The sequence below is a fragment of the Streptosporangium sp. NPDC049046 genome (assembly GCF_040649155.1).
Lineage (GTDB): Bacteria > Actinomycetota > Actinomycetes > Streptosporangiales > Streptosporangiaceae > Streptosporangium.
The window spans coordinates 149,055-170,958 of sequence record NZ_JBEZEZ010000019.1 but is presented as its reverse complement, the minus strand read 5'-3'; the positions used below and the strand labels follow the sequence as shown (position 1 = coordinate 170,958).

Genomic DNA, 21,904 nt, shown 5'->3' with positions numbered 1-21,904 from the left:
GCCGTCATGAGTGGTGGCACGTGGGCGGTGGAGGCGATCGCGAAGCTGGACGGCGAGAGGGAACGGACCCCTCCCACACCGCTGCGCCGGTTCCCGCTGCCCGCCGGATGGGAGGTGCGGCTGTGGCTGAAGGACGAGTCCGCGCAGCCGACGGGCAACCTCAAGCACCGGCTGGCGCGGGCGCTCTTCGCTCGGGCGATCACCGCGGGCCTGATCACGGAGGGCACCACCGTGGTGGAGGCCACCGGTGGCGCGATGGCCGTCGCGCAGGCGTACTTCGCCCGGCTGCTCGGCCTGCCGTATGTCGCCGTCATGCCGAAGAGGTCGTCCGGGGAGGGGGTCGAACGGCTGGGCGGGAGATGCCTGCACGTCGATCCGCCCCTCGCGATCTACGCGGAGGCCGCGAAGCTGGCCGAGCGGGTGGGCGGCCACTACCTGGACCACTACACCTCGGCGGCGGACGTCGACTGGCGCGGAGGGAGCCTGGCCGAAGAGCTGTTCGGGCAGTTGGAGGAGTGCCCGCGCTGGGTCGTGGTCGGCGCGGGCACCGGCGCCACCTCCGCGGCCGTCGGCCGCCACCTGCGCACCCATGACCTGCCGGGACGGCTGGCCGTGGTCGATCCCGAGAACTCCGCCTACTTCCCCGGCTGGGCGAGCGGCGCCGCCGACTACGGCACGGGCATGCCCTCCCGGATCGAGGGGATCGGCCGGCCACGCCTGGAGCCGGGGTTCGTCCCCGACCTCGTCGACCTGGTCGTCCCCGTACCGGACGCCGCGAGTGTGGCCGCGGCCCGCCGCGTCCGCAGGGACATCGGATCCCCGGTCGGCCCCGCCAGCGGAACGAACCTGTGGGGCGCGCTGGAGATGGTCACACGCATGCGCGCCCAGGGTGTCGGAGGTGACGTGGTGACCGTGCTCGGCGACGCCGATCCGCGCCATCTGCGAACGTGCCACGACGACACCTGGGCCGCGGACAGGGGGCTGGACTGGCGGCCGTACGCGGAGAGGTTGGAACGACTGCTCGACCACGGTGGGCCCTGGCGGCCGGATTCCACACCGGAGGCGACCCCGAAGTGATCAGGCCGGGCGGCGCTGGGATGGTAGAGCCGGGCGGTGCCGAGGTCGTCAGGCCAGGGCGCGGGGTGGTCAAGCCGTGATGCCAAGGTCGTCAGCTCAGGGCGCCGGGGTTGCCAGGCAGGGCGGTGCCGAGGAGGCGGGCGTGTTCGGGGTTCCGGGGATCACCGCTCCAGGAGTTCGACCGTGCCGCGCTCGCCGTCGACCCTGATCCGATCGCCGTCGCGCAGGCGCATGGTCGCATTGCCGGTGCCGACCACGGCCGGGATGCCGAGCTCGCGGGCGACGATCGAGGCGTGTGACAGCGGAGCACCCATGTCGGTCACCACGGCGGCGGCGCGGGGGAACATCGGGGTCCAGCCGATGTTGGTCAGCGTCGTCACGAGGATCTCGCCGGGCGCGAGCCTGCCGCCGTCCTCGGGACCGGCGATGACGCGGGCCACGCCCTCGACGACGCCCGGCGCCCCGGGGAAGCCGGTCACGGTGTCGCTCACCGGGGTGTCACCGCCCCTGGCGTCGAAGATGTCGCCGCGCCGGTCGGGATCGGCGGCCCAGCGTTCCGGATCGAAACGACCGATGATCAGCGTGGGGTAGGCGGGCAGGGCCGCGTACCGTTCGTACGTCGCCCGCCGGACCGCCACCTTCGCGGTCGGGGTGTCGTCGCCGCGCAGGACGGCGAGGATCTCCTGGATCGACAGGAAGAACAGGTCGTCGCCGTGGCCGGTGAGCTCACCGGCACGCAGGACGAAGGCACGCAACGCCCAGAAGGCGCGGACCACCTCCGAGCGGGCCGATTCCCGGTCACGGACGATCGCGTTCCACCGCGCCACCCGCAGGCGCGTTTTCGCGACCTCGCGGGGGTGACGCTCCCCGAAACGCCTCCAGGCCGCCTCACGCGCCTCCCGCTGGTGGTCGAGCAGCGTACCGGCGTGCCCGTCGCTCTCGGAGATGGCCGCGAGCTGCGCGTCGATCCACCGCGGGTCCTCGCCGGGCCGGGGGATGGAGACCTCGAACTCGTGCGCGCCACGATGCCCGTAGAGGCGGGCGAAGGTCTCCCTGTCGATCTCCCGCGCGGCCAGCCTCTCCAGGCCGACGATCGTCCCGAGACTGGCGAGCTCCCCGTCGGCGTTGGCACCGGTGAGCATGGCCTCGGCATCGATCTCACCCACCAGCGCGCGCAGCCTGTCGCGGGTCATGACCAGGGCGGCGCCGCCCTGCCGCCCGGAGGCCTCCAGGATCTGGCAGGCCTCGACGAAGTACGGAAGCAGTTCCCTCTCCCACAGCCCGGCCAGCTCGCCGGTCGTCGCGGTGGCGGCGATCCGCTCGCGCAGCGCCTCGCAGCGCCGTCGCGCCGTGGCGAGGAAACCGGGCATCCTCCTGGTGTTGACCGCGACCCGCCTGCGCACGGTGAAGGCGAGCGGCAGCACGCTTCTGATGATCCGCAGGCGCGAGGCGGGCAGCAACGGTATGTCCAGGTCGCGCGGGAGCCTGCCGAAGACCTGCTCGATCGCGCCGAGCCTTCTCCGCATGCCCAGGGCGTGCGCCACCGAGAACGCGACGCTCAGGTTCATGTAGAAGCGTCCGCCGATGTTGCCGACCACGTCGAAGCCGGGCACCTTCGACGTCGACATCGCCTCCCCGATGAAGATCTGGACGAGTGACCAGGTGCACGGAGTCATCACGTCGGGGATGGCCTCGCCGAGGTTGGCGCCGGTCCACAGGTAGTCGCCGGTCAGGCTGTCGTTCCACTCCTCGACGGGCTGCCTGAGCCGGGTGATCGGGCGGGCCTGCACGACGAGGAACGTCTCCTCGCGCCTCACCCACTCCACGTCCATGGGCGTCCCGTACAGCTCCTCGATCCGCGTCGCGAGCCGCGCGAGCCGGGTGACCTCGGCGTGGGCGAGCACGGGCCGGTGGCGCAGGTTCTCGGGTACGGCCTCCTCGCGGGTGCCGCCGGGGGTGCGGACCGTCATCACGGTCTTGTCGCCGACGCGCTCCTCGACGATCTCGCCGCGCTCCTTGGAGACGACGACGGTGTCGGGGGTCACCTGCCCCCCGACGACGGCCTCGCCCAGTCCCCACGAGGCGTTGATCACGACCTGGTCCCGTGCGCCGGTGACCGGGTTCGCGGTGAACAGGACGCCCGCCGCGTCGGCGGCCACCAGTTCCTGGACCACCACCGCCAGCGCCACGTCGTCCTGGGGTACGCCGTTCGAGGCCCGGTAGGCGATGGCGCGCGCCGTCCACAGCGAGGCCCAGCAGCGTCGGACCGCGTCCAGCAGGCCGTCGCCCCGGACGTTGAGGTAGGTGTCCTGCTGCCCGGCGAACGACATGTCGGGCAGGTCCTCCGCGGTGGCCGACGAGCGTACGGCGACCGGCACGTCCGCGCCGAGCCTCGCGTGGGCCGCGCGGATCTCGGCGGCGGTCTCCGCCGGGATCTCCCGCTCGGCGAACAGCGCCGCGATCCGCCGCGACGCCTGTTCGGCGGGCATGCCCGAGACGGCCTCCATGATCTGGTCGTTCAGCCCGTCGCGGGAGACGAAGTCGCGGTAGGCGTCCGTGGTGACGTGGAAGCCGTCGGGAACCGGGAGTCCCGCGCGGGCCATCCGGGCCAGCGAGGCTCCTTTGCCGCCCGCCAGCGCGAGATCGGCCGTTTCGCTGTCAAGGGGGAGGGTCTTCACCGCGCGTTCTCCTTGTTTTCCTCGTGCTCCTCGAACTGGTCGGTCTCCTCGAAGCCGAGGGAGACGCGAAGTTTCCGCCGCGCGGCCTCCAGGGCGGCGTCGACGTACTCCAGGGTGGCTCGCGTCACCGCTTGGGTGACGGCGGAGGCGGGGTCGGTGACGGTGCGGGAGACGGTGGCCTCCATCGCGTTGCCGCCGGCATCGGCGACCAGCTCCGCCAGCCGCTCGTCGGACGGCCGGTACCCGGCGGGCATCATCGGCGAGACGGTCAGGAACCCGTACAGGACGGAGACGAACGTGGTCACGTGTTCGGCGGGCGACAGGTCGCTCCGTAGCGCGCCGTGTTTCAGCAGCGTGCCGAGGTAGGTCTGAAAACCGCCGCCCAGTTCCGCCTCGGCCGTGCCGTCCCACTTCTGGCGGGTGAGCCTGCCCAGCACCTCCGAGTCGCCCAGGATGCTCGCGCGCATCAGGGGCCTGCCGAGGAGTTCCAGGGCGAGCAGCCTGAGCAGGTCGCGAAGCGTGGCCGGGCCGTCTGCGACATGCCGTCGCACCTCGGTGATCATCTCGACCCGCTCACGGCGCAGCAGTGCGACGAACAACTCCTCGCGCGTCTTCCAGTGCAGGTAGATCGTGCCCTTGGCGACCCCGGCCCGCTTGGCGATGTCCTCGACGGTGGTCTTGTCGTACCCCCACCGCAGGACGAGGCCGGCGGTGGCGTCCAGGATGCGGTGCGCCCGCGCGAGCCGCTGGGAGGCGTCCTGCGGAGGTCGCCCCACCCTTCTGGTCTCCGGTTTCATGGCCCCGTCATTTCCTAAAAGTTTGACCACATATCTGTATCTGGTCATTTAATTGATACCACGCCGCCAGGCGGGGGAGGAAGGCGGTGGGGGTCTCGGTAAGGACGGGGCCGAGCGAGGAGGAAGGCACGGTGGCAGATTGTCGGGCAGGGAGTGAGAAGCGGTGACCGGTTGCCGGGAAGCGACACCTGGTCAATGGTGGGGACGGTTTCCACGCGCTGTCGGGAAGCGACAGCCGGTCAACGTTAGGGAGGGTTCCCGCGTGCTGCCGGGAAGGCATACCTGGTCAATGGTGGGGACGGTTCCCACAGGTTGTCGGGAAGCGACAGCCGGTCAACGTTCGGGACGGTCCTCACGGGGGATACGGAGTTTGAACTCCCGACCCTCGCCTGAAGGACATCGCATGCTCAGGATCGGCAAGCTCACCCCCGCGGACCGTCCCCGCTGGGAAACCCTCTTCCGCGGCTACAACGACTTCTACGGGCGCACCCTCCCGCCCCAGCTGTACGACCGGGCCTGGGACGAGTTCCGGGAGGGTGTTCGTATGCACGCCCTCGGCGCGAAGCTCGACGGCGAGCTGGTCGGCATCGCGCACTTCCTCATCCACTCGAGCACCACGGCGCTGGACGTGTGCCATCTCCAGGACCTGTTCGTCGCGCCGCAGGCCAGGAGCGAGGGAGCGGGGCGGGCGCTGATCGAGGCGGTGACCGAGTGGGCGAGCGCCCGCGACTGCAGCCGGGTCTACTGGTCGACCAAGGAGACCGACACCGAGGCCCGGCGGCTCTACGACAAGGTCGCCGTGAACAGGGGTTTCATCCTCTACCAGATCGACCTCCAGCCGGAGGCGGGGCGACCGGGAGTCGCCCCTTGACTCGTCTGGCTCGTCTTTCCGCGCCGTGGATCGCCGGTCTCACGCCGAGCGGCGGTCCGCGCTGTCGGGCTGTTGCCGGTCACTGGCCTGCCGGAGTTCGGCGTTGATGCGCAGGGCCTCGGCGAGCTGGTCTTCCAGGATGATGATGCGGCAGGCGGCCTCCAGGGCGGTGCCCTGATCGACCAGTTCGCGGGCGCGGCCGGCCAGGCGGAGCTGGTAGCGGGAGTAGCGGCGGTGACCGCCCTCGGAGCGCTGCGGCTCGATCAGTTTGGCGGTGCCCAGGCTGCGCAGGAACGCCGGGGTGACGCCGAGCATCTCGGCGGCCCGGCCCATGCTGTAGGCGGGATAGTCCTCGTCGTCGAACCGGTGAGCGGAGACCTCGCCCGGCGTGGCGGGGAGCTCGTCGGCCCTGCCCGCGGTGTCGGCCTTACCGGCCGTTTCAGCCTTATCGGCGGTGTCGCGAAGTCTGGGCTCCGCGCGTACGGCCGACGCCATCGGTGTTCGATCCATACAACCTTCCTGTAACGCCAACAGGGGTCCCGGCGCCATGATGCGCCGGGACCCGCGAGGTTCAACACCATCTATCGGCCCTGGGGCCAACCTGTTTCTTCCGCATTGGCCGCCCGCAGGGGGCGGGGATGCGGGGATCGCGTATGCGTGACCGTAGACCACCTTCCAATCTGTGGGACTGCGGTACCCGTGCGGCGAACATCAACCGGCGACGGGCGATCCTGATGGCGTTCAACACTCCTTTCGTTATCTGTCCTCTTCGAGCTCATGCATCACGTTTCGCAGCCGCGCGTCCACGGCCGGAACCCTTCGTCTACCGCTGGTCCCAGCACGTCCGACGGTGGTACTCGTTGCTGCGCGTCCACGGCCGGGGCCCTTCTACTGCTCGGTCCTGGCACGTCCGACGTTGGTGCTTGTTCACTGCGGCGGCTGCGTGTCCACGGCCGGGACCCTTCGTCTACCGCTGGTCCCAGCACGTCCGACGGTGGTACTCGTTCACTGCGGTGGCAGCGCGTCCACGGCCGGGACCCTTCTACTGCTCGGTCCTGGCACGTCCGACCTTCTGCCCGTCTTTCTTCGTCGTCCTGCGATGTCCACGCTCGTCCGGGCAGTTCGTCGTGATGCTTACGTACTGCTCTGCCCTCGTGGAACCGTTCCTTGCGATGTCAGGAACTCTAGCCTCACCCAACGCGAATGTCTACCTCGGCCACTACAGATTTTCGGTTCCATCAAAGCGAGGATTCGAGCCTCCGTGTCGAGAGCAGGGCGAACCCCCGGGCACTGACGTCCTCCGGGCCCTGACGGCGATGACCTCTGGACCCCGCACCGGCCGGTCACGGAGGAAACCGGTCCTTCGAGGTCAGCCGTGGAAGAAGTCGCCGAGGGCGGCGGCGAGAGCGTCCGGGGCCTCTTCCGCCATGTGGTGGCCGGAGTCGATGCCATGGCCGCGTACGTCGTCGGCCCAGTCCCGCCAGATCTCCAGCGGATCGCTGTACAGGTCTTCGAGGTCGTCGCGCAGCGACCACAGGGCCAGGGCGGGGCACCGCAGCCGTACACCGGCGGCCCGGTCGGCCTCCTCGTCGCGCAGGTCGACGGTGAGACCGGCCCGGTAGTCCTCCAGCATGGCCCGCACCACGTCGGGATTCCGGGTGGCCTCACGGAACTCGTCGTGGTTCTCCCGGCCCATGCTCTCCGGATCGCCGTGGTACCAGCTGTCGGGGTCGGCGTTGATGACGCGTTCCGGGGTGCCCGGCTGCGCGAAGAAGAACCAGTGCCACCACTGTGTCGCGAACTCCACGGTGATGCGGGACAGGTGCTCGCTGATGGGCAGGCAGTCCAGGAGCGCCACCCGGGACACCGCGTCCCGGTGGTCCAGCGCGAGGCGGAACGCGACGGCACCCCCTCGGTCGTGTCCGGCGAGAGCGAACCGTTCGTGTCCCAGTGAACGCATCACCGCCACCATGTCGTTCGCGACGGCGCGCTTGGAGTATCCGGAGTGGTCGGGGGTGGGGGCCGGACCGCGCGAGCGACCGTATCCCCGCAGATCGGGACAGACGACCGTGAAACCGCGCTCGACGAGCAGCGGCGCGACGCGATGCCAGGTCGCCGAGGTCCGGGGATGACCGTGCAGCAACAGCACCGGCGGGCCCTCCCCGCCGTACCGGGTGAGAATGGACGCTTCCTCGACCTGGACCGATGTTTCCTCGAAGCCTTCGAACATCGCCCCAGTATTTCCGAGGAGGGCGATCACAACCGTCTCAGGCGATCGGACCGGGGGAGGCGCCCGGTGCCCAGGGGTGATCTCCGCTGCGCCGCCGTCGGCCTCAAGGGAGGTCGCGCGCGGAGATCAGCGGATGTCTCCCTCCCACGTCGGGGCGGCCCCGCCGGCGGCGACGCCGAGGCGCGGCGCCTCGACGGTCTCGACCGTCGAGGCACGCCCCCCGGCTTTCTGGGAGATCGGCCGCTCGGGCGCGAGCTGGGCGAGGGCGAGCAGCAGGAGTTCGCCGCTGGAGCAGCCGAGGCGCTCGCCGCGCCCCAGCTCCACTACACGTCGCATGACCTCGTCGGGGGTGAAGCCCATCGCGGCGGCGACGCGTCGGGCGGCTTGCAGGAGTTCGTGGTCTCGGGGCACCATGACGTTGTTCTACCCGCTGCGGCGGTATCTGCCGGGGGCGGTGCCGCACTGGCGTTTGAACGCGTTGGCGAAGGCGAACTCCGAGGTGTAGCCGACCCTGGTCGCGACGGAGTGCAGCGGGGCGTCGGATTCGCGCAGGAGCCGCGCGGCGACGGTCATCCGCCACCAGGTCAGGTAGGTCAGCGGCGGCCGGCCGACCAGGGCGGTGAAGCGGCGGGCGAACGGCGCCCGGGACAGCCCCGCCTCGGCGGCGAGCGTCGCGACGGTCCACGGTCGCGCCGGGTCGCTGTGCATGGCCTGCAGCGCGGCGGTGGTGGCCGGGTCGTTGAGCGCCGCCGCCCAGCCGGTGGTTCCGGGGACCGGCCGTCGGTCGAGCCAGGCACGCAGGATGTGCAGCAGCAGCGTGTCGAGCAACGCGGGCACGATGGCGTCCGTACCGAGGCGGGGGCCCGCCACCTCGCCCGCGAGCAGGTCGACGGTGGAGCGCAGTTCGGGGTGTCGTCCGAGGTGCGCGGGAAGGTGGATGAGCTCGGGAAGATCGTTCAGCAGTGGATGGGTGCGGGCCGGGTCGAGGTGATACCCGCCGCAGAGCGTCACGGCGGCCGGAGCACCGGCGCCGTCGGGGGCGCCCACGGTGTCGGTGACGTAGCGCTGGAGGAGGCGGGGATCGCCCGGGTCGCAGGCGGGCGCGACCGGCGAGGTCGACGGGCTGTCGGCCAGCGTGTGCCCGCGCCCGTGGGGGCGGAACACCACATCCCCGGCGACCAGCTGCACGGCGTCGCCGTCCGGTCCGATGAGCCAGCACGGTCCCTGAAGGATCACCTGCAGGCCGATGGCCCCGGGGATGGGGGCGAACCGCTGCGCCCACGGGGCGTGCCAGGCCACCCGGGCCGAGCGCGGCTGTCCGGTCCGCATGACCGCGATCACATCGCTGAGCACGTCCATCCGGCGAGGATATCCCCACGAAGACGATCGATTATGAATGAGGGATCACCGAACATGGTTCGTCTCGTCGGCTGCCCGTAGCTTCGACTGTGTGAAAGCCATCCGAATCCACGAGTACGGTGACGCCTCCGTCATCCGCCGCGACGACATCCCCAGGCCGGTGCCCGGCCCGGGGGAGGTGCTGATCGACGTCGCCGCGACCTCCTTCAACCCGTCCGACATCGGCCTGCGCCGAGGGCTCCTGCGCTCGGTCTTCTCGCTCGACCTGCCGTACACGCTCGGCGGGGACGTCGCCGGTACGGTCGCCGAGGTCGGCGACGGCGTGCACACCCTCGCCGTCGGCGACCGGGTCGTCGGCCAGCTCGACGGTGGAGGCGCCGCGGCCGAGTACGTCACCGCCGCCGCGGACACCCTGGTCACGCCGCCGACCGGTGTCCCTCTCGCGCACGCCGCCGCCCTCCCCATCGCGGGCCTCACCGCGTGGCAGGCGGTGTTCGAGCACGCGGCCATCACCTCCGGGCAGCGGGTGCTCGTCAACGGCGCGGGCGGCGGCGTCGGAGGGTTCGCCGTCCAGCTCGCCAAGCACGCCGGGGCGTACGTCATCGCCACGGCCGGTCCTCGCAGCGCCGAGACGGTCCGCCGCCTCGGCGCGGACCGGATCGTCGACTACACGGCCACGCCCGTCGCCGAAGCGCTGGACGAACCGGTGGACGTGGTCCTGCACATCGTCGCGGCCGGCGCGAGGCCACTGGTGCCGCTGGTCCGGCCGGGCGGTCTCGTCGTGTCCGTTACCGTTCCGCTCAGGCTCCCCGCGGACTCCCCGGTGACCGCGAGGCACTTCGTGGCCCGCAACGACACGGGCGACCTCGCCGCCCTGGTCAAGCTCGTCGACGCGGGCGTCGTCCGTCTCGACATCTCCGAGACGCGCCCGCTCGCCGACCTGGCCGCGGTGCACCGCGACGCCGAGTCCGGCCGTACCCGCGGCAAGATCATCCTCGTTCCCTGAAGGAGTCCCCATGACCACCACGTCAACCTCCCCGGTGACCATGCGGCCACGCGTCGCCGCCCTCGCGGTCGGGGGTGCCGTCGGTGCCACGGCGCTGCTATGGGCCGTCGCCCAAATCCTGAACATCGATTTGCGCGTCGACCCCCGCAACGGCCAACCCCCCGGAGTCATCGGCCTGCCGTTCGCCGCCACCGTCACACTCGTCATCTCTGTGCTCGGCTGGGGCGCGCGTGCGCTGCTGGATCGGCTGACCCGCAGGGCGCCGGTCATCTGGGCCATGATCGCCGTCGTCCTGGTGCTGGTGTCGTTCCTGCCGCTGTTCGCGGTCGAGGCGACCGGCGGGACCAGGGCCATCCTGGCGCTGATGCACCTCGCCGTCGGCGCGGTGCTGATTCCGGTCTTCGGCCGTCGAACAGTGTGATCACCGTCGAGCCGCTCGCCGGCCGGAACCGGTGGTTCGGAACAGCCGCCAGGCCGTCCCCGCCATGGCCGGTCAGTCCGGCGGAGATTCCTCTTTTGCTGGAAATTAATGCTTATGTGAACTCTCCGGATGGCGCCTTCCGATCTTTGGTGTCCGAAGGGCCACGGCGATGGAGGAGATCCGGTTCCGTGGCCGGGCAACACGTACACTCGTAGTCATGACCGCTGCCCATGACTACGAGGACATGCACCACCTTGTCGACAGGCTTCCTCCGGCTGGGGTGCGGCGTCTGCGCGTGCTTGTGGAGTCCGATCCGGAGCTCGCCAGGTTTGTCGAGGATTCGGGCCCCGAAACCGTGCGAAGGGGACTGTCGTTCATCGGCCTGGGGGCCTCTGGGCGAGGTGATGTTTCCGAACGGCATGACGAGCTGCTTCGTGAAGGGTTAGATCGTCCTTCGTGACGGTTACCTTGCTGGATACCGGCGTTCTGTACGCTGCGATTGACCGATCCGATGCCCATCACGAGGTGGCCGCGCGGTTGCTTTCCACATTGCCCGATCGGCTTCTTCTCCCTGTGACCGTGCTGACCGAAACATCTTGGCATGTGGAGAAAAACCTCGGTGCGAAGAGTGAGGCCGCGTTCTTGGCGTCGGTAGCGCGAGGTGAACTCGAATTGGTGGATCTGACGGTTGAGGACATAGCGCGCACCGCGCAACTCGTCGAAACCTACGACGATCTGCGGCTGGGGCTGGTCGATGCCTCGGTGATCGCACTGGCGGAGCGATTGGAGATATCGAAGGTCGCCACCATCGACCGTCGCCATTTCACCGCTGTACGACCACGTCATGTCACGGCCTTGACTTTGTTGCCGGAGATCCTGTGATGTTTCCAGGGAAACCGATCGGCTTTCACTGAGGAACGTGTCGGGACTGCGGTCGATCACCCGGCGGACGAACTCCCCGACCAGCCAACGGACTTCGGGGACTCTCACTTCTATACGATGCTGACCGCCCTCAGGGGGCCTGTCTCCGAGGGCGGCCGCGGATCAGGACGCGCGCAACGCGGCGATGAACCATTCGAAGTCGGGAACCCTGGGCGGGAACGGCGGCCTGTCGTTCAGCACACCCACGAGCTGCCAGTACCGCTCCACCCGGCGGTCGGTGAACGTCTCCACCTGGTCGGCCAACCGGGCGCGGTCCGCGGCGGGCAGCCCCGGATCCACGATCAGATCCAGGATCGCCCTGCCCTCGGCAGACTCGGGGCCGATGCCGGCGGCCACCGCTCTCCCCGCCCGCTCGCCGACCTGGCCGCGGTGCACCGCGACGCCGAGTCCGGCCGTACCCGCGGCAAGATCATCCTCGTTCCCTGAGGGAATCCCGGTGACCGCGATCACCGGGTCCCGGCCGTCGGCGTGCGAGCCGGGGACTCCGGGCGTACGTCAGGCGCGGTCTCCGAGCCGGAGTCTCAGCCGCCGGCCAGGGTGCGGCCGAGGAGGGGGAGCAGGCGGTCCCAGTGGCGCCGCAGCGCGGCGGGGTCGAAGACATCGGTGTCGGACATGGTGAAGCCGTGGAGGGCACCGGGGTAGACCTCGGTGGTGTAGGTGAGCCCCGCGGCATCCATGGCCTGGTTGAGCTCGCCGATGGCCTCGGGCGACATGTCGGTTTCCGCAAGGCCGAGGTGGATCTGGGCGGTGAGTTCGGGGACGAGGAGGTGCGGGCTGTCGGGCGCGTCGGTCACCAGCGGGCTGGGGTGGAATCCGGCGAAGGCGGCGACCTGGCCGGGGTGGGCCGCCGCGGTGCGCATCGCCAGGACGGCGCCCATGCAGTAGCCGACCACGGCGACCGGTCCGGCACCGACCTCCGGCCGGGTGGTGAGGAACTCGAGGTAGGCGTCGGCGTCGCGCAGGACACATTCGGTGGTGTGCGCCTGGGCGAGAGGCAGCAGCTGGGCGAAGAGCGCGGGCCGGACCTCCTTGCTGATGTGCTCCGGAAGTTCGACCACCGGTGCCGGGCCGTGCCGGTAGTAGAGGTTGGGGACGAGCACGTAGTACCCGTGGTCGGCCAGTTCGCGGGCCATCTCTCTCAGCACGGGCCGCACGCCGAAGATGTCCGTGTACATCAGCACGCCCGGGTGCCGTTCGCCGTTGTCGGGGAAGGCGGCCACGGCGTCGGCATGGCCGTCCGCGGTGGGAATCTGCACTGTCACGGTGGGCATGGCGGATCTTCCTTCCTTCGGCTGATGCCGGTGCACGACCTGGTGTCAGGTCTGTCGGGAGGTGAGGTTGACCGGAGATCAATCTAGCGATGATCCGCGATCACCGAGCGAACCGGTATCGACTCCCGAAACCGTACGAAGGGAGCCGTTGTTCATCGGCCCCGGGGGTTTCGGGGCGAGGTCTCCGAACGGCATGACGAGCCGCTTCGTGACCGGGAAACCGATTCGGCGCCTGCGGGTCACCGCCGGAGGGCCGTCGCGGGACGGTGAGCGGGGCCTACCGGGCCCGGAGTTCGAGTGCGTCGTGGACCGCGCCGAGGAGGGTGGCGGCTCTGTGGTCCGGTACGCCTTCCTGGAGACGGTTCATCACGTAACCGAAGGCGAGGCCGTTCGCCGGGTCGGCGAAGCCGAGCGATCCGCCGTAGCCGGAAAACCCGAAGGCGGTCGGGCTGTACCAGAAGGCGTCCGGCGTCGGCAGGCCGAAACCGGTGCCGATCCGGACGGGCACTCGCAGGACCCGGTCGATGCCGGCGACCTGTTCCGCGGTCGCCGCGGCCAGGGTGTCGGGCGTGAGGACGCGATGTCCGTCGACCTCGCCGATGAGCGCGGCGTAGAAACGGGCAAGCGAGCGGGCCGTGCAGATGCCGTTGGTCGAGGGCATCTCGGCGGGGTCGTCGTGGTCCGGCAGCGGCGTGATGACGGACATCGCCCGCCTGGTCAGCGACGTGGGGTCCGCGTACGCCGCCATCACCTCGCGTGCGGGCCCGGGAAGGGCGTCCAGGTCGATCCGGGTGAACGCGTCCAGATCGATCGGGTCGGCGACGATCCGGCTGACCCGGTGCGACTCGGTTTCCGGCAGCCCGATCCACAGGTCCAGGCCGAGCGGTGCGGCGATCTCCTCGGCGAGGAACGTGCCGAGGCTGCGGCCGGTCACCCGTCGGACGACCTCCCCGACCAGCCAGCCGTAGGTGTGCGCGTGGTAGCCGTGCGCGGTGCCCGGCTCCCAGGAGGGGCGCTGGGCGGCCAGGGCGGTCACCATCGGGTCCCAGGTGATCGCCTCGGCCGGGGTGATCGGGTGGTCGATCACGGGCAGTCCCGCCTGGTGGGTGAGCAGCCAGCGGACCGGGACGCGCTCCTTGCCGTTCGCCGCGAACTCCGGCCAGTACGCGGCGACGGGGGCGTCGAGGTCCAGTTCGCCCCGCTGGGCGAGCAGGTGCGCGCAGGCGGCGGTGACGCCCTTGGTGGTGGAGAACACGACCTGCACGGTGTCGCGCTCCCAGGGGCGGCCGGTCTCGGGATCGGCGATCCCGCACCACAGGTCCACGACCTTCCTGCCGTGCAGGTAGACGCCGACCGCGGCGCCCACCTCCTGTCCACCGGCCAGGTTGGCCGCGAACGCCTCGCGCACCCCTTCGAATCCCGGTGCGGTGCTCCCGCCGATTTCGGACATGCGTCATCGCCTCTCGTCTCGTTTGGGGTGTGTCGCCGAAAAGTGTTACCGGCGCCATTTCTCGATGAGCCAGGCACAGATCTCCGGCTCGGTCATCTCGGGAAACTCTTCGGTGAACGTGACGAGCGCGCGCATCGCCTCGTCCCGATCCAGGCCGCGTGCCGTCGCCGCCCTCAGATACTCCTGGCGTGCCGCTGAGGGGCGGCCTCCGCCCGCGCCGCGGCCCGGCAGGCCGTCACGCCACCGCGTGATCTCCTCCAGCCGGTCGGCCCGCCAGCCGGGAGCCCCGTCGACCTCGACGTCGGGCTCCGGAAAGGGGTGGCTCGAACCGCTCGGATAGCGGGAGCGCCATTTGTGCACCGCGTGTCGGCTCACCCCCAGCGCCTCGCCGATGCCGAGAACGCCGAGGAAGTGCTCGGTCATGGCGCACCAACTTGTCTGTCCGGCCTCCTTTACGGGTCTCATTACTACCACTCGCCGCCTCGCCCGAGGCGAAGCCCCACGTCCACGGGATGCGTCGAACGTCGTCTCTGTCAGAGACGATGTTACGGGAGAGCGGTGAACGTCGTCAACGACGAAGACGAGGTTCTTCCTCTCGTGGCGGACCGCCGTGAAGCCGTAGTGACGACCACGACGGCGAACCGGCCCGGGACCGGAAGCCGGGGACCCTCACCTCCGGACGGTGCCGGCCACCCTCGGAGCCCGTCCCCGAGGGCGGCCGCGGATCAGGACGCGCGCAACGCGGCGATGAACCATTCGAAGTCGGGAACCCTGGGCGGGAACGGCGGCCTGTCGTTCAGCACACCCACGAGCTGCCAGTACCGCTCCACCCGGCGGTCGGTGAACGTCTCCACCTGGTCGGCCAACCGGGCGCGGTCCGCGGCGGGCAGCCCCGGATCCACGATCAGATCCAGGATCGCCCTGCCCTCGGCAGACTCGGGGCCGATGCCGGCGGCCACCGCTCTCCCCGCGTGCTCAAAGACGAGGGCGGGGTCGTACGGCTGCGGCACCTCGTCGCCGGATGCTGTGGCACCGGCCACCGCCATCTGCCGTGCGCGCTCCTGGAAGCCGGCATCGCCCAGGAGTTCGGCGAGCTCCAGCCACGCCTCGACCTGCTCCGGGGTGGGATCGTCCGGCAGCTCTGCGGGAACCTGGCGCATCGAGGCCGCGATGTGAGCCCCCGGCGCCTGCGGGTCGATGCCGTCGAACGTACGGTCGACGAAGTCGTCGATCATTCGCTGCCGCTCCTGAGCGGACAGGCGGATCAACCTGTGCATGAGTACCATCTCCTCGGTCGTGCGCTCCTGTTGGGTGATCGACCGCAGCACCGCCCGGCGCAACCGCAGGGAGCGGATCTGGGTGTCCACCGCCCGCATGTGCGCCCGCGCGACGTCGGCCGGCGTGCACTGCCTGGTCAGGACCTTCTGAACGGTGTCGAGGTCCAGCCCCAGTTCGCGCAGGGTGCGCACCAGGTCGAGTCGCGCCACCGCCTCCATGTCGTACAGACGAAAACCGCCCGCCGACCGGCGCGTCGGCGGGATGACGTCGATGTCGGACCAGAAGCGGATCGTACGCACCGACAGGCCCGTGCGATCGGCGAGCTGTCCGATGGTGAGCAGTTGGTCGCGGTCGTTCACCACAGCAGCATCAACCCTCCAGTCACTGGAGAGTCAAACCGATTACGGCGGTCCGCCGGACGGCGGAGTGGCGATAGACCAGGAGGAGGACGACGCGCGCCGTGTCGTTGCCTAGCGTTCCCGTCCTCGCCCCGCCGGTCCAGGTGCGGGCCGGAACGCAAGGGAAGATCTCATGCCATCGCTCTCCAATCCACTCGGCTTCCGCAGATGGGCCGCAGGGGTGTGCCTCATCGTCGCGCCGCTCATCTACATCGCGGGCGTCGTCGCCGACCCGGCCCTGCGGCAGGGCGGTGACACCACCGGCGTCTACGGCAGGTATCCGGAACAGGTCTCGGTCAGCGCCTCGCTGCTGCACTGGAGCTGGGTGCTGCTGATCCCGGGAATCATCGGGATGATCCACCTCATCCGGCACCGGGGAGTCGTCTTCGGCCATCTCGCCGGTGGTCTCGCGCTCCTCGGCGTGGTGAACTTCTCCGGGCTGATGCTCGGGGACTTCTTCTACTCCCGGCTCGAACGCGCCCTGCCGCCCGCCGAGGGCGCGAAGCTCGCCGAACAGGCGTTCTCCGACCCCGGCGCCACCTTCGGGTTCCAGATCCCGGGCTTCCTCGGGCTGCTCGGCCTGTTCCTGCTCGGCCTGGTCCTGGCCTACGCCGGTCACGGGCCGTGGTGGGCCCCTTTCGCGATCATCGCGGGTATCTTCGGTGCCCCGGTCTTCCCGATCGGCACGGCCGTAGGCGGCCTGCTCTACCTGGCCGGTTCCGGCGCGATCGGGCTGCGGATGCTGCGGATGAGCGACGCGGAGTGGGCCGGGCAGGAAACGGCTCAGCCGGTCGCCACCGAGGCGTCCAGCGGAAACCGGGCGACCACCCGGTAACCGCCACCGGGCAGGGGGCCCGCGGACAACTCGCCGCCGTGCATCGCGGTCCGCTCACGCATCCCGATCAGACCGTGCCCACCGGAGTACCGTCCGTCCGAGCGCTGTCCGTCCGAATGCTGTCCGTCCGAATGCTGTCCGTCCGAGCGCTGTGCGTCCGAGTCGGGCACGTCGGCCGGGAAAGTGCCGTCGCCCGTGCCGTCGTCGGTGATCTCCAGATCCAGCCCGGTCGGCCCGTGGGCGACGACGACCTCGGCAGCGGCGGCGGGGGAGTGCTTCAGCACGTTCGTCAGAGCCTCCTGGATCACCCGGTAGGCGGAGAGCGCGAGTCCCGGCGGCAGGGGACGCGGCTCGCCGGTGATCCGGAGGCGTACGTCCAACCCGGCCTCCCTGACCTGCGTGACCAGCTCGTTCAGCCGCTCCAGGCTCGGCTGGGAGGCGCCGGGGTTCGGATCGCCGCTCCCGCGGAGCACTCCCAGCATGAGCTGGAGCTCCTCGATCGCCTCGCGACCCGCCTTCTCGACCCCGAGCAGCATGTCACGCTCCCGCCGGTGCTCCTCGCCGAGTCGCATCCGCACCCCGCCCGTGTGCAGGGTCATCACGCTCACGTTGTGCGAGACGACGTCGTGCAGCTCCCTCGCGATCCGGGTCCGCTCCTCCGCCACCGCCTGCCGGGCCCGCTCCTCCCGTTCCACCTCAAGGCGAACGGCGCGTTCCGCCAGCCGCAACGTCCGGTCGATCTGGCGGCGCAGCAGGATGCCGCTCCCGTACGCCACCCCGATGAAGACGGCGCCGATCATGAATTCGGCGATGTCGTTGCGCTGGAACGTCTGCAGGCTCGCGTACGCCACCAGTACGCACGCCAGTCCCGCGAGCCCGCGGCGGCTGCGCAGCTCCGCGGCGCTCGCCACGGTGTGGACGAGGATGAGCGTCGAGTAGAAGTGCCAGGCGGCGTAGTAGCCGTCACCCGCCACCGTCCGTATGGTGAGGCCGATCGAGATGAGCGCGATGAGCAGGGTTGTGGGGAACCTACGCCGGAGCAGCAGTAGCGTCCCGGTGACGACCGCCCCCACCGCCAGCGGCACCGGGTCGCTGATCTGGCCGGGCTGGGAGCCCTGACGGCCGAAGGACTCGGCGAGGCCGGTGATCACCACGGCGAGGGAGAGCAGGAGATCCAGCCAGGTAGGCCGCCAGTCGCCGAGCAGTCTCCTCAGCACGGGCGGTCCTGCTGTCCCGGCCGCACGACCCCGGCCTCGTAGGCGAACACGACGGCCTGGATCCGGTCGCGCAGGCCGAGCTTGTGCAGCACCCGGGCGACGTGGGTTCTGATGGTCGCGTCGCCGACCTGGCACTCCCGTGCGATCTCAGGGTTGGACAGTCCTCGGGAGAGCAGGCGCAGCACCTCCAGTTCGCGCGGGGTGAGCGTGGCCAGCTCCGGCGGTGCGACCGGCTCGTGGTGCGCGGCGAACGAGGCGATGACCCGCATGGCGGCCGCCGGGTCGATGAGCGCCTCGCCGGCCGCCGCCACCCGTATCGCCTCGATGAGCTGCTCGGGGGGCGAGGACTTGAGCAGGAAGCCGTTCACTCCGGCGCGGAGCGAGGCATGCAGGTTCTCGTCGGTGTCGAAGGTGGTCAGCATGACGATCCGGGGCGGATGCGGGTCCGCGAGCAGTCGCCGGGCGGCGCTCAGGCCGTCCATTCGGGGCATCGCGATGTCCATCAGCAGCACGTCCGGTCGTAGCCGCCGGGTCACGGAGAGGGCTTCCAGCCCGTCGCCCGCCTCCCCGACGACCTCGATGTCCGTCGCGGCCTCCACGACGAAACGCAGCCCGGTGCGGATCATGGCCTGGTCGTCCGCGATGACCAGCCTGATCCTCGCGAGACCGGTCGTCGTGCCAGGCATGCACAGCATGCTACCCAGGCCGTCCACCCCCCGTCTCCGGACGGGGTACGGGCCGTCCGGCCGTCCGTCGTACGGCGGAGCGCGGATCCGTCACCCGGCGGATGGCAGCGGCTACCGCGTCTCGGCAGGGTTCGACCCGCCGGCGGAGGCGAGGCCGTGGCGGGACGACGTGAGGCGGAGGCAAGGTCAGGGCGGGACGAGGAGGGGACGGTGTGAGGCTGTGGCGAGGTCGGGTCGGGTCGACGGCGTACCGCGGCCGATCGCGGAACGCACCGAGAGCCGGGGGATGGCTCCCGACACCTGGCCGCGAATGACGACCGGCCTTCATCGTGAAGTTAAATGCTGTTCATTTAGGCGTTATGCCACGTTCCTTCTTATGATCATCCGCTATGAAGACTGACGGTGGGAACAATCTCCGCAACCGGCTGCTCGGCTCGACCGCGTCACTGGGCCTGGGAGCCGGGGCCGTCGCCTGGCTTTCGCCGGAGGGAACGGAAGGACCCGGTCCGGCGAAGGTCGTGGAAGGCATCTCGGCCTCCGGCTACCGATCGGTGACCGAGGCGATGGCGTACGCGCCCACCTGGGCGAGTACGGCGATGGAGATAGCCAGCGAGGGCACCCTCGTCATCCTCGGCCTGATCCTCGTCTGGGTGTGGTGGACCGCCCTGCGCCGGGGCGACGCGCGCGGTGTCGCGGGAACCGTCATGATCGGTGTGGGCACCGTCACCGCCTACGCGATCAGCGAGACGGTGAAGCTGATGGTGGTCGAGGAACGCCCCTGCCGGGTGGTGCCGGGAGCCGCGGCGGCGATCGCGGAGTGCCCCGGCGTGGGGGACTGGTCGTTTCCGAGCAACCACGCCACCCTCGCCGCCGGACTCGCGGTCGGACTGGCCCTGCTCCGTCCCCGCCTCGCCGCGGTGACCCTGCCGCTGGCCGTGGCGGCGGCGCTGCTCCGGGTGATGGTGGGGGTCCACTACCCGCACGACGTGCTCGCCGGTGTGCTCCTCGCCGCGGCCGTGGTGACGGCGGTGCTTCTCACGTTCACACCGCCGGCGGTGCGGCTGGTGTCGCCGCTGCTGGAGAGTCTGGGCCGGAACGGCTCCGCCACCGGGGACGGGTACGCCGACAGTCCGATCGCTCCCGAGGACGGGTACGCCGATCGGCCGGTCGCTCCCATAGACAGGTACGCCGATCGCCGGGTCGCCCCCGTGGGCAGGCACCGCGCCGGCCCGAACCCCTAGGTTCCCGGCGACACGGGCAGCCGGCTGGAGCCGAAGCCCTCCCCGCGCCGCGTCGGCCGGGGTTCGCGGGTCAGGACACCCGGGACGGCGTGGCGGTCCAGGTGTCGCAGGCGCCGGGGGAGACAGCCCGGTAGCCGCGTTCGAACCAGCGGACCCGGTTGACGCCGCTGCCGTGGGTGCGGTACTCGCCCTCGTCGCCGTTGGCGCGGATCGTCTCCGACAGTGCCTTCCAGTCCTGCTCGGTACGGGGCAGGGAGTCTCGTACGCTGCCCAGGAACACCCCCGACAGGCAGTCGGCCTGGAGTTCGTAGCGGCGGCGGAGTTCGAAATGGCGGGTGCGTTCGGCGCGGACGCGCCTTTCGAAATGCGTCCTGATGCCGGTGAGGCTCTGCAGGTGGTGGCCGTACTCGTGCGCCGCCACCTTGAAGGGGTACAGGTCGGTCCTGTCCTCGATCCACAGGCCGGTGAGCGGGAACACGAGCGTGGCCCGCTCCGTGCAGTAGAAGGCGTCCGCGCCGGTGGGCCACGCTATTCCGCAGACGCGCCGCTCGGGCTCGGAGTAGATGCGGACCGTGGGCGTACGGAAGCGCAGCCCGGCGCGGGCGAAATGAGCGGACCACGAGGTTCTCAGACACCTCGTGACCGCGGTGAGATACTCGCCCGGCCGCGGGATGCCCCTGTCGACGAGCGGTGGCTCCGGGCACGAGGTGGTCGCCAACCTCCCGGACTTCAGCAACGAGGGCTTGGGCGCGACAGTCCGCCCTGGAGACGAAGAGCCGGACGTGGCGGCCTGCTTCGACGGCTTCGCCGGCGTGGACTCGGGGGAGGCGGCCTGCGCGGCTCCGGCGGGCAGGACGGCAAGACACACGGCGGACAACAGGGTCACGTGTCGGAGAGGTCGCGGGGAACCGGCACGGAGCGGGAGGAAGCGCACGATCGGACAGCTTAGAACTCCCGGCTCAGAGCTCCCGCTTCAGAGCTCCCGGCGTGGAATTCCCGACGTCCTTGCCGCCCACGCGGCTCAACGCGCCGGAGCACCGTCCCACCCTCGCGCCGTCAGGCTCACCTCGTCCGACGCCTGGCGGACGTTGCCCGGCGGCACACCGAAGGCCCGTTTGAAAGCCCGGCAGAACGCCGCCTCGGACTGGTAACCGAAGCGGCGGGCGACCACCGAGAGCGGCTCCGACGTGCGCCGAAGGTGCATGCGGGCCAGCTGCATGCGCCAGTGGGCGAGATAGCGCATGGCGGACTCACCGACCAGGTCGGTGAACCGCGCCGAGAAGGCCGAACGCGACATGCCGACCTCCCGCGCGAGCGAGGCGACGCTCCACTGCCGTTCGGGCGCGCGGTGGAGCAACGCGAGCGCCTGTCCCACCTGCTCGTCGCGCAGGGCGGCCAGCCAGCCCCGGTTCGCCTCGGGCGCCGAGTCGAGCCAGGAGCGGATCGCCTGGACGACGAGGATGTCGGCGAGCCGGGTGATGACGGTCTCCCCGCCCGGCCGCAGGGCGAGAGCCTCACGGGAGATGAGCCGGAGCGTGCTGCTGAGCCAGTTGGCGGTGTCCTCGTCCCAGGCGTCGATGTGCAGCACCTCGGGAAGCTGCGCGACGAGGCGCTGGGCGGCCACATGGTCGAAGTGCACGACGCCGTAGGTGGTGTGCGTGAGGTCCCCGCCGCCACCGTGGCGCATGATCTCGTAGCGCTCGCTGACCTGCTCGACCGGTATGTCGAAGAGCGGTTCGACGTCGGCTCCGGGATCGCTGCGCAACCGGTGTGGGATGCCGTGCGGGATCAGGGTGAGGCTGCCCTGCCGGAGCAGGCGCGGCTCGGCTCCGTCGACCTCCAGCAGGCAGTGGCCCGAGGTGACGACCAGCAGCGCCATCAACCCGTCGAGCGCCGGCACCTCGATCCCCCACGGTGCGGTGAGCTCGGCGCGACAGTACAGGGTGCCGGTGAGCCGGAGCAGGTGCAGGCTCTCGCCCAGCAGATCGGAGGGAGCGGGGAACGGGCGGGGGACATTTGGCACAGATCTCATCATGCCTCATTGACCGTCCACAAACCTGGACGAACAGCAAAGGAGAGCGGATCTTTTTCTATTGTTGGTCCACGGGTGCCGCACAAAACTGGACTCACCGACAACCAAGGGAGCA

General features: G+C 70.4%; 23 protein-coding genes. 8 read left to right on the top strand and 15 right to left on the bottom strand.

All coding sequences use genetic code 11. The features are described 5' to 3' along the window. Nucleotides 1-6 precede the first annotated feature (6 nt). Nucleotides 7-1,077: a pyridoxal-phosphate dependent enzyme gene (locus AB0B96_RS26365; RefSeq protein ID WP_362902724.1), complete on the top strand. Its 1,071-nt coding sequence runs from the start codon at nucleotides 7-9 to the stop codon at nucleotides 1,075-1,077. 161 nt (nucleotides 1,078-1,238) lie between these two features. Here the strand turns inward: AB0B96_RS26365 and AB0B96_RS26360 are convergent, their stop codons facing one another. Beyond that, entirely contained in the window at nucleotides 1,239-3,755 is a 2,517-nt protein-coding gene (locus AB0B96_RS26360) for a PEP/pyruvate-binding domain-containing protein (protein WP_362902722.1), read from the bottom strand. Continuing rightward, nucleotides 3,752-4,552: a helix-turn-helix domain-containing protein gene (locus AB0B96_RS26355; protein WP_362902720.1), complete on the bottom strand. Its 801-nt coding sequence runs from the start codon at nucleotides 4,550-4,552 to the stop codon at nucleotides 3,752-3,754. The genes AB0B96_RS26360 and AB0B96_RS26355 overlap by 4 nt, the downstream gene beginning before the upstream one ends. Before the next feature lie 403 nt (nucleotides 4,553-4,955). Between AB0B96_RS26355 and AB0B96_RS26350 the strand changes: the two genes are divergently transcribed. Next, the gene (locus AB0B96_RS26350; protein ID WP_362902718.1) at nucleotides 4,956-5,423 is read left to right on the top strand and encodes a GNAT family N-acetyltransferase; all 468 of its coding nucleotides are present in this window, start codon (nucleotides 4,956-4,958) and stop codon (nucleotides 5,421-5,423) included. A gap of 39 nt (nucleotides 5,424-5,462) precedes the next feature. On the opposite strand, the gene AB0B96_RS26345 is transcribed toward AB0B96_RS26350, so the two are convergent. The 4 genes from AB0B96_RS26345 to AB0B96_RS26330 form a co-directional block, all read right to left on the bottom strand. Further along, nucleotides 5,463-5,756 carry a MerR family transcriptional regulator gene (locus AB0B96_RS26345; RefSeq protein ID WP_362902786.1) on the bottom strand — a complete coding sequence of 98 codons (294 nt, stop codon included), beginning with the start codon at nucleotides 5,754-5,756 and terminating at the stop codon, nucleotides 5,463-5,465. Between the two features lie 1,036 nt (nucleotides 5,757-6,792). Next, nucleotides 6,793-7,653 carry an alpha/beta hydrolase gene (locus AB0B96_RS26340; RefSeq protein WP_362902716.1) on the bottom strand — a complete coding sequence of 287 codons (861 nt, stop codon included), beginning with the start codon at nucleotides 7,651-7,653 and terminating at the stop codon, nucleotides 6,793-6,795. A 126-nt stretch (nucleotides 7,654-7,779) separates the two neighbouring features. Beyond that, on the bottom strand, nucleotides 7,780-8,067 hold the full coding sequence (locus AB0B96_RS26335; protein ID WP_362902714.1) for a hypothetical protein: 288 nt from the start codon (nucleotides 8,065-8,067) through the stop codon (nucleotides 7,780-7,782). A 9-nt stretch (nucleotides 8,068-8,076) separates the two neighbouring features. Beyond that, nucleotides 8,077-9,012, bottom strand: coding sequence for an AraC family transcriptional regulator (locus AB0B96_RS26330; protein ID WP_362902712.1), 936 nt, complete (start codon nucleotides 9,010-9,012; stop codon nucleotides 8,077-8,079). 91 nt (nucleotides 9,013-9,103) lie between these two features. On the opposite strand from AB0B96_RS26330, the gene AB0B96_RS26325 reads away from it, so the two are divergent. The 4 genes from AB0B96_RS26325 to AB0B96_RS26310 all read left to right on the top strand — a co-directional run bounded on the left by AB0B96_RS26325 (nucleotide 9,104) and on the right by AB0B96_RS26310 (nucleotide 11,321). Then, the gene (locus AB0B96_RS26325) at nucleotides 9,104-10,018 is read left to right on the top strand and encodes an NADP-dependent oxidoreductase (RefSeq protein ID WP_362902711.1); all 915 of its coding nucleotides are present in this window, start codon (nucleotides 9,104-9,106) and stop codon (nucleotides 10,016-10,018) included. 10 nt (nucleotides 10,019-10,028) lie between these two features. After that, the gene (locus AB0B96_RS26320) at nucleotides 10,029-10,439 is read left to right on the top strand and encodes a DUF6069 family protein (RefSeq protein WP_362902710.1); all 411 of its coding nucleotides are present in this window, start codon (nucleotides 10,029-10,031) and stop codon (nucleotides 10,437-10,439) included. Between the two features lie 217 nt (nucleotides 10,440-10,656). Continuing rightward, a complete protein-coding gene (locus AB0B96_RS26315; protein WP_362902709.1) occupies nucleotides 10,657-10,899 on the top strand; it encodes a hypothetical protein in 243 nt (80 codons plus the stop codon). Further along, nucleotides 10,896-11,321 (top strand): PIN domain-containing protein, encoded by a 426-nt coding sequence (locus tag AB0B96_RS26310; protein WP_362902707.1) that lies wholly within the window; start codon nucleotides 10,896-10,898, stop codon nucleotides 11,319-11,321. The genes AB0B96_RS26315 and AB0B96_RS26310 overlap by 4 nt, the downstream gene beginning before the upstream one ends. 162 nt (nucleotides 11,322-11,483) lie before the next feature. On the opposite strand, the gene AB0B96_RS26305 is transcribed toward AB0B96_RS26310, so the two are convergent. From AB0B96_RS26305 to AB0B96_RS26285, 5 genes are all read right to left on the bottom strand, one after another. Next, nucleotides 11,484-11,831: a hypothetical protein gene (locus tag AB0B96_RS26305; protein WP_362902705.1), complete on the bottom strand. Its 348-nt coding sequence runs from the start codon at nucleotides 11,829-11,831 to the stop codon at nucleotides 11,484-11,486. A 71-nt stretch (nucleotides 11,832-11,902) separates the two neighbouring features. Further along, nucleotides 11,903-12,652, bottom strand: coding sequence for a dienelactone hydrolase family protein (locus tag AB0B96_RS26300; RefSeq protein ID WP_362902703.1), 750 nt, complete (start codon nucleotides 12,650-12,652; stop codon nucleotides 11,903-11,905). A gap of 277 nt (nucleotides 12,653-12,929) precedes the next feature. Beyond that, nucleotides 12,930-14,102 carry a serine hydrolase domain-containing protein gene (locus AB0B96_RS26295; RefSeq protein ID WP_362902701.1) on the bottom strand — a complete coding sequence of 391 codons (1,173 nt, stop codon included), beginning with the start codon at nucleotides 14,100-14,102 and terminating at the stop codon, nucleotides 12,930-12,932. A 45-nt stretch (nucleotides 14,103-14,147) separates the two neighbouring features. Next, nucleotides 14,148-14,525, bottom strand: coding sequence for a hypothetical protein (locus AB0B96_RS26290; RefSeq protein WP_350944354.1), 378 nt, complete (start codon nucleotides 14,523-14,525; stop codon nucleotides 14,148-14,150). 302 nt (nucleotides 14,526-14,827) lie between these two features. Beyond that, a complete protein-coding gene (locus AB0B96_RS26285) occupies nucleotides 14,828-15,739 on the bottom strand; it encodes a MerR family transcriptional regulator (protein ID WP_362902699.1) in 912 nt (303 codons plus the stop codon). A gap of 172 nt (nucleotides 15,740-15,911) precedes the next feature. Here AB0B96_RS26285 and AB0B96_RS26280 point away from each other — a divergent pair, with 172 nt between their 5' ends. Next, a complete protein-coding gene (locus AB0B96_RS26280) occupies nucleotides 15,912-16,613 on the top strand; it encodes a hypothetical protein (RefSeq protein ID WP_362902697.1) in 702 nt (233 codons plus the stop codon). Here the strand turns inward: AB0B96_RS26280 and AB0B96_RS26275 are convergent. Next, nucleotides 16,562-17,830 (bottom strand): histidine kinase, encoded by a 1,269-nt coding sequence (locus tag AB0B96_RS26275; RefSeq protein WP_362902695.1) that lies wholly within the window; start codon nucleotides 17,828-17,830, stop codon nucleotides 16,562-16,564. The two genes, AB0B96_RS26280 and AB0B96_RS26275, sit on opposite strands and share 52 nt — an antisense overlap. Next, a complete protein-coding gene (locus AB0B96_RS26270; RefSeq protein ID WP_362902693.1) occupies nucleotides 17,824-18,516 on the bottom strand; it encodes a response regulator transcription factor in 693 nt (230 codons plus the stop codon). The genes AB0B96_RS26275 and AB0B96_RS26270 overlap by 7 nt, the downstream gene beginning before the upstream one ends. Before the next feature lie 389 nt (nucleotides 18,517-18,905). On the opposite strand from AB0B96_RS26270, the gene AB0B96_RS26265 reads away from it, so the two are divergent. Beyond that, nucleotides 18,906-19,757, top strand: a complete 852-nt coding sequence (locus AB0B96_RS26265) for a phosphatase PAP2 family protein (RefSeq protein WP_362902691.1) — start codon at nucleotides 18,906-18,908, stop codon at nucleotides 19,755-19,757. A gap of 70 nt (nucleotides 19,758-19,827) precedes the next feature. Here AB0B96_RS26265 and AB0B96_RS26260 read toward each other — a convergent pair whose 3' ends face one another. Both AB0B96_RS26260 and AB0B96_RS26255 read right to left on the bottom strand, forming a co-directional pair. After that, nucleotides 19,828-20,643 (bottom strand): neutral zinc metallopeptidase, encoded by an 816-nt coding sequence (locus AB0B96_RS26260; protein ID WP_362902689.1) that lies wholly within the window; start codon nucleotides 20,641-20,643, stop codon nucleotides 19,828-19,830. Nucleotides 20,644-20,778: 135 nt separating this feature from the next. Further along, complete coding sequence (locus AB0B96_RS26255) at nucleotides 20,779-21,780, bottom strand: AraC family transcriptional regulator (protein WP_362902687.1); 1,002 nt, start codon at nucleotides 21,778-21,780, stop codon at nucleotides 20,779-20,781. Nucleotides 21,781-21,904: the final 124 nt, after the last annotated feature.

Coding starts and splice junctions, on each gene's coding strand:
- AB0B96_RS26365 (WP_362902724.1), top strand. CDS start 7: ATGAGTGGTGGCACGTGGGCGGTGGAGGCGATCGCGAAGCTGGACGGC.
- AB0B96_RS26295 (WP_362902701.1), bottom strand. CDS start 14,102: ATGTCCGAAATCGGCGGGAGCACCGCACCGGGATTCGAAGGGGTGCGC.
- AB0B96_RS26340 (WP_362902716.1), bottom strand. CDS start 7,653: ATGTTCGAAGGCTTCGAGGAAACATCGGTCCAGGTCGAGGAAGCGTCC.
- AB0B96_RS26330 (WP_362902712.1), bottom strand. CDS start 9,012: ATGGACGTGCTCAGCGATGTGATCGCGGTCATGCGGACCGGACAGCCG.
- AB0B96_RS26320 (WP_362902710.1), top strand. CDS start 10,029: ATGACCACCACGTCAACCTCCCCGGTGACCATGCGGCCACGCGTCGCC.
- AB0B96_RS26290 (WP_350944354.1), bottom strand. CDS start 14,525: ATGACCGAGCACTTCCTCGGCGTTCTCGGCATCGGCGAGGCGCTGGGG.
- AB0B96_RS26300 (WP_362902703.1), bottom strand. CDS start 12,652: ATGCCCACCGTGACAGTGCAGATTCCCACCGCGGACGGCCATGCCGAC.
- AB0B96_RS26355 (WP_362902720.1), bottom strand. CDS start 4,552: ATGAAACCGGAGACCAGAAGGGTGGGGCGACCTCCGCAGGACGCCTCC.
- AB0B96_RS26315 (WP_362902709.1), top strand. CDS start 10,657: ATGACCGCTGCCCATGACTACGAGGACATGCACCACCTTGTCGACAGG.
- AB0B96_RS26345 (WP_362902786.1), bottom strand. CDS start 5,756: ATGGGCCGGGCCGCCGAGATGCTCGGCGTCACCCCGGCGTTCCTGCGC.
- AB0B96_RS26270 (WP_362902693.1), bottom strand. CDS start 18,516: ATGCCTGGCACGACGACCGGTCTCGCGAGGATCAGGCTGGTCATCGCG.
- AB0B96_RS26280 (WP_362902697.1), top strand. CDS start 15,912: ATGCCATCGCTCTCCAATCCACTCGGCTTCCGCAGATGGGCCGCAGGG.
- AB0B96_RS26335 (WP_362902714.1), bottom strand. CDS start 8,067: ATGGTGCCCCGAGACCACGAACTCCTGCAAGCCGCCCGACGCGTCGCC.
- AB0B96_RS26350 (WP_362902718.1), top strand. CDS start 4,956: ATGCTCAGGATCGGCAAGCTCACCCCCGCGGACCGTCCCCGCTGGGAA.
- AB0B96_RS26265 (WP_362902691.1), top strand. CDS start 18,906: ATGAAGACTGACGGTGGGAACAATCTCCGCAACCGGCTGCTCGGCTCG.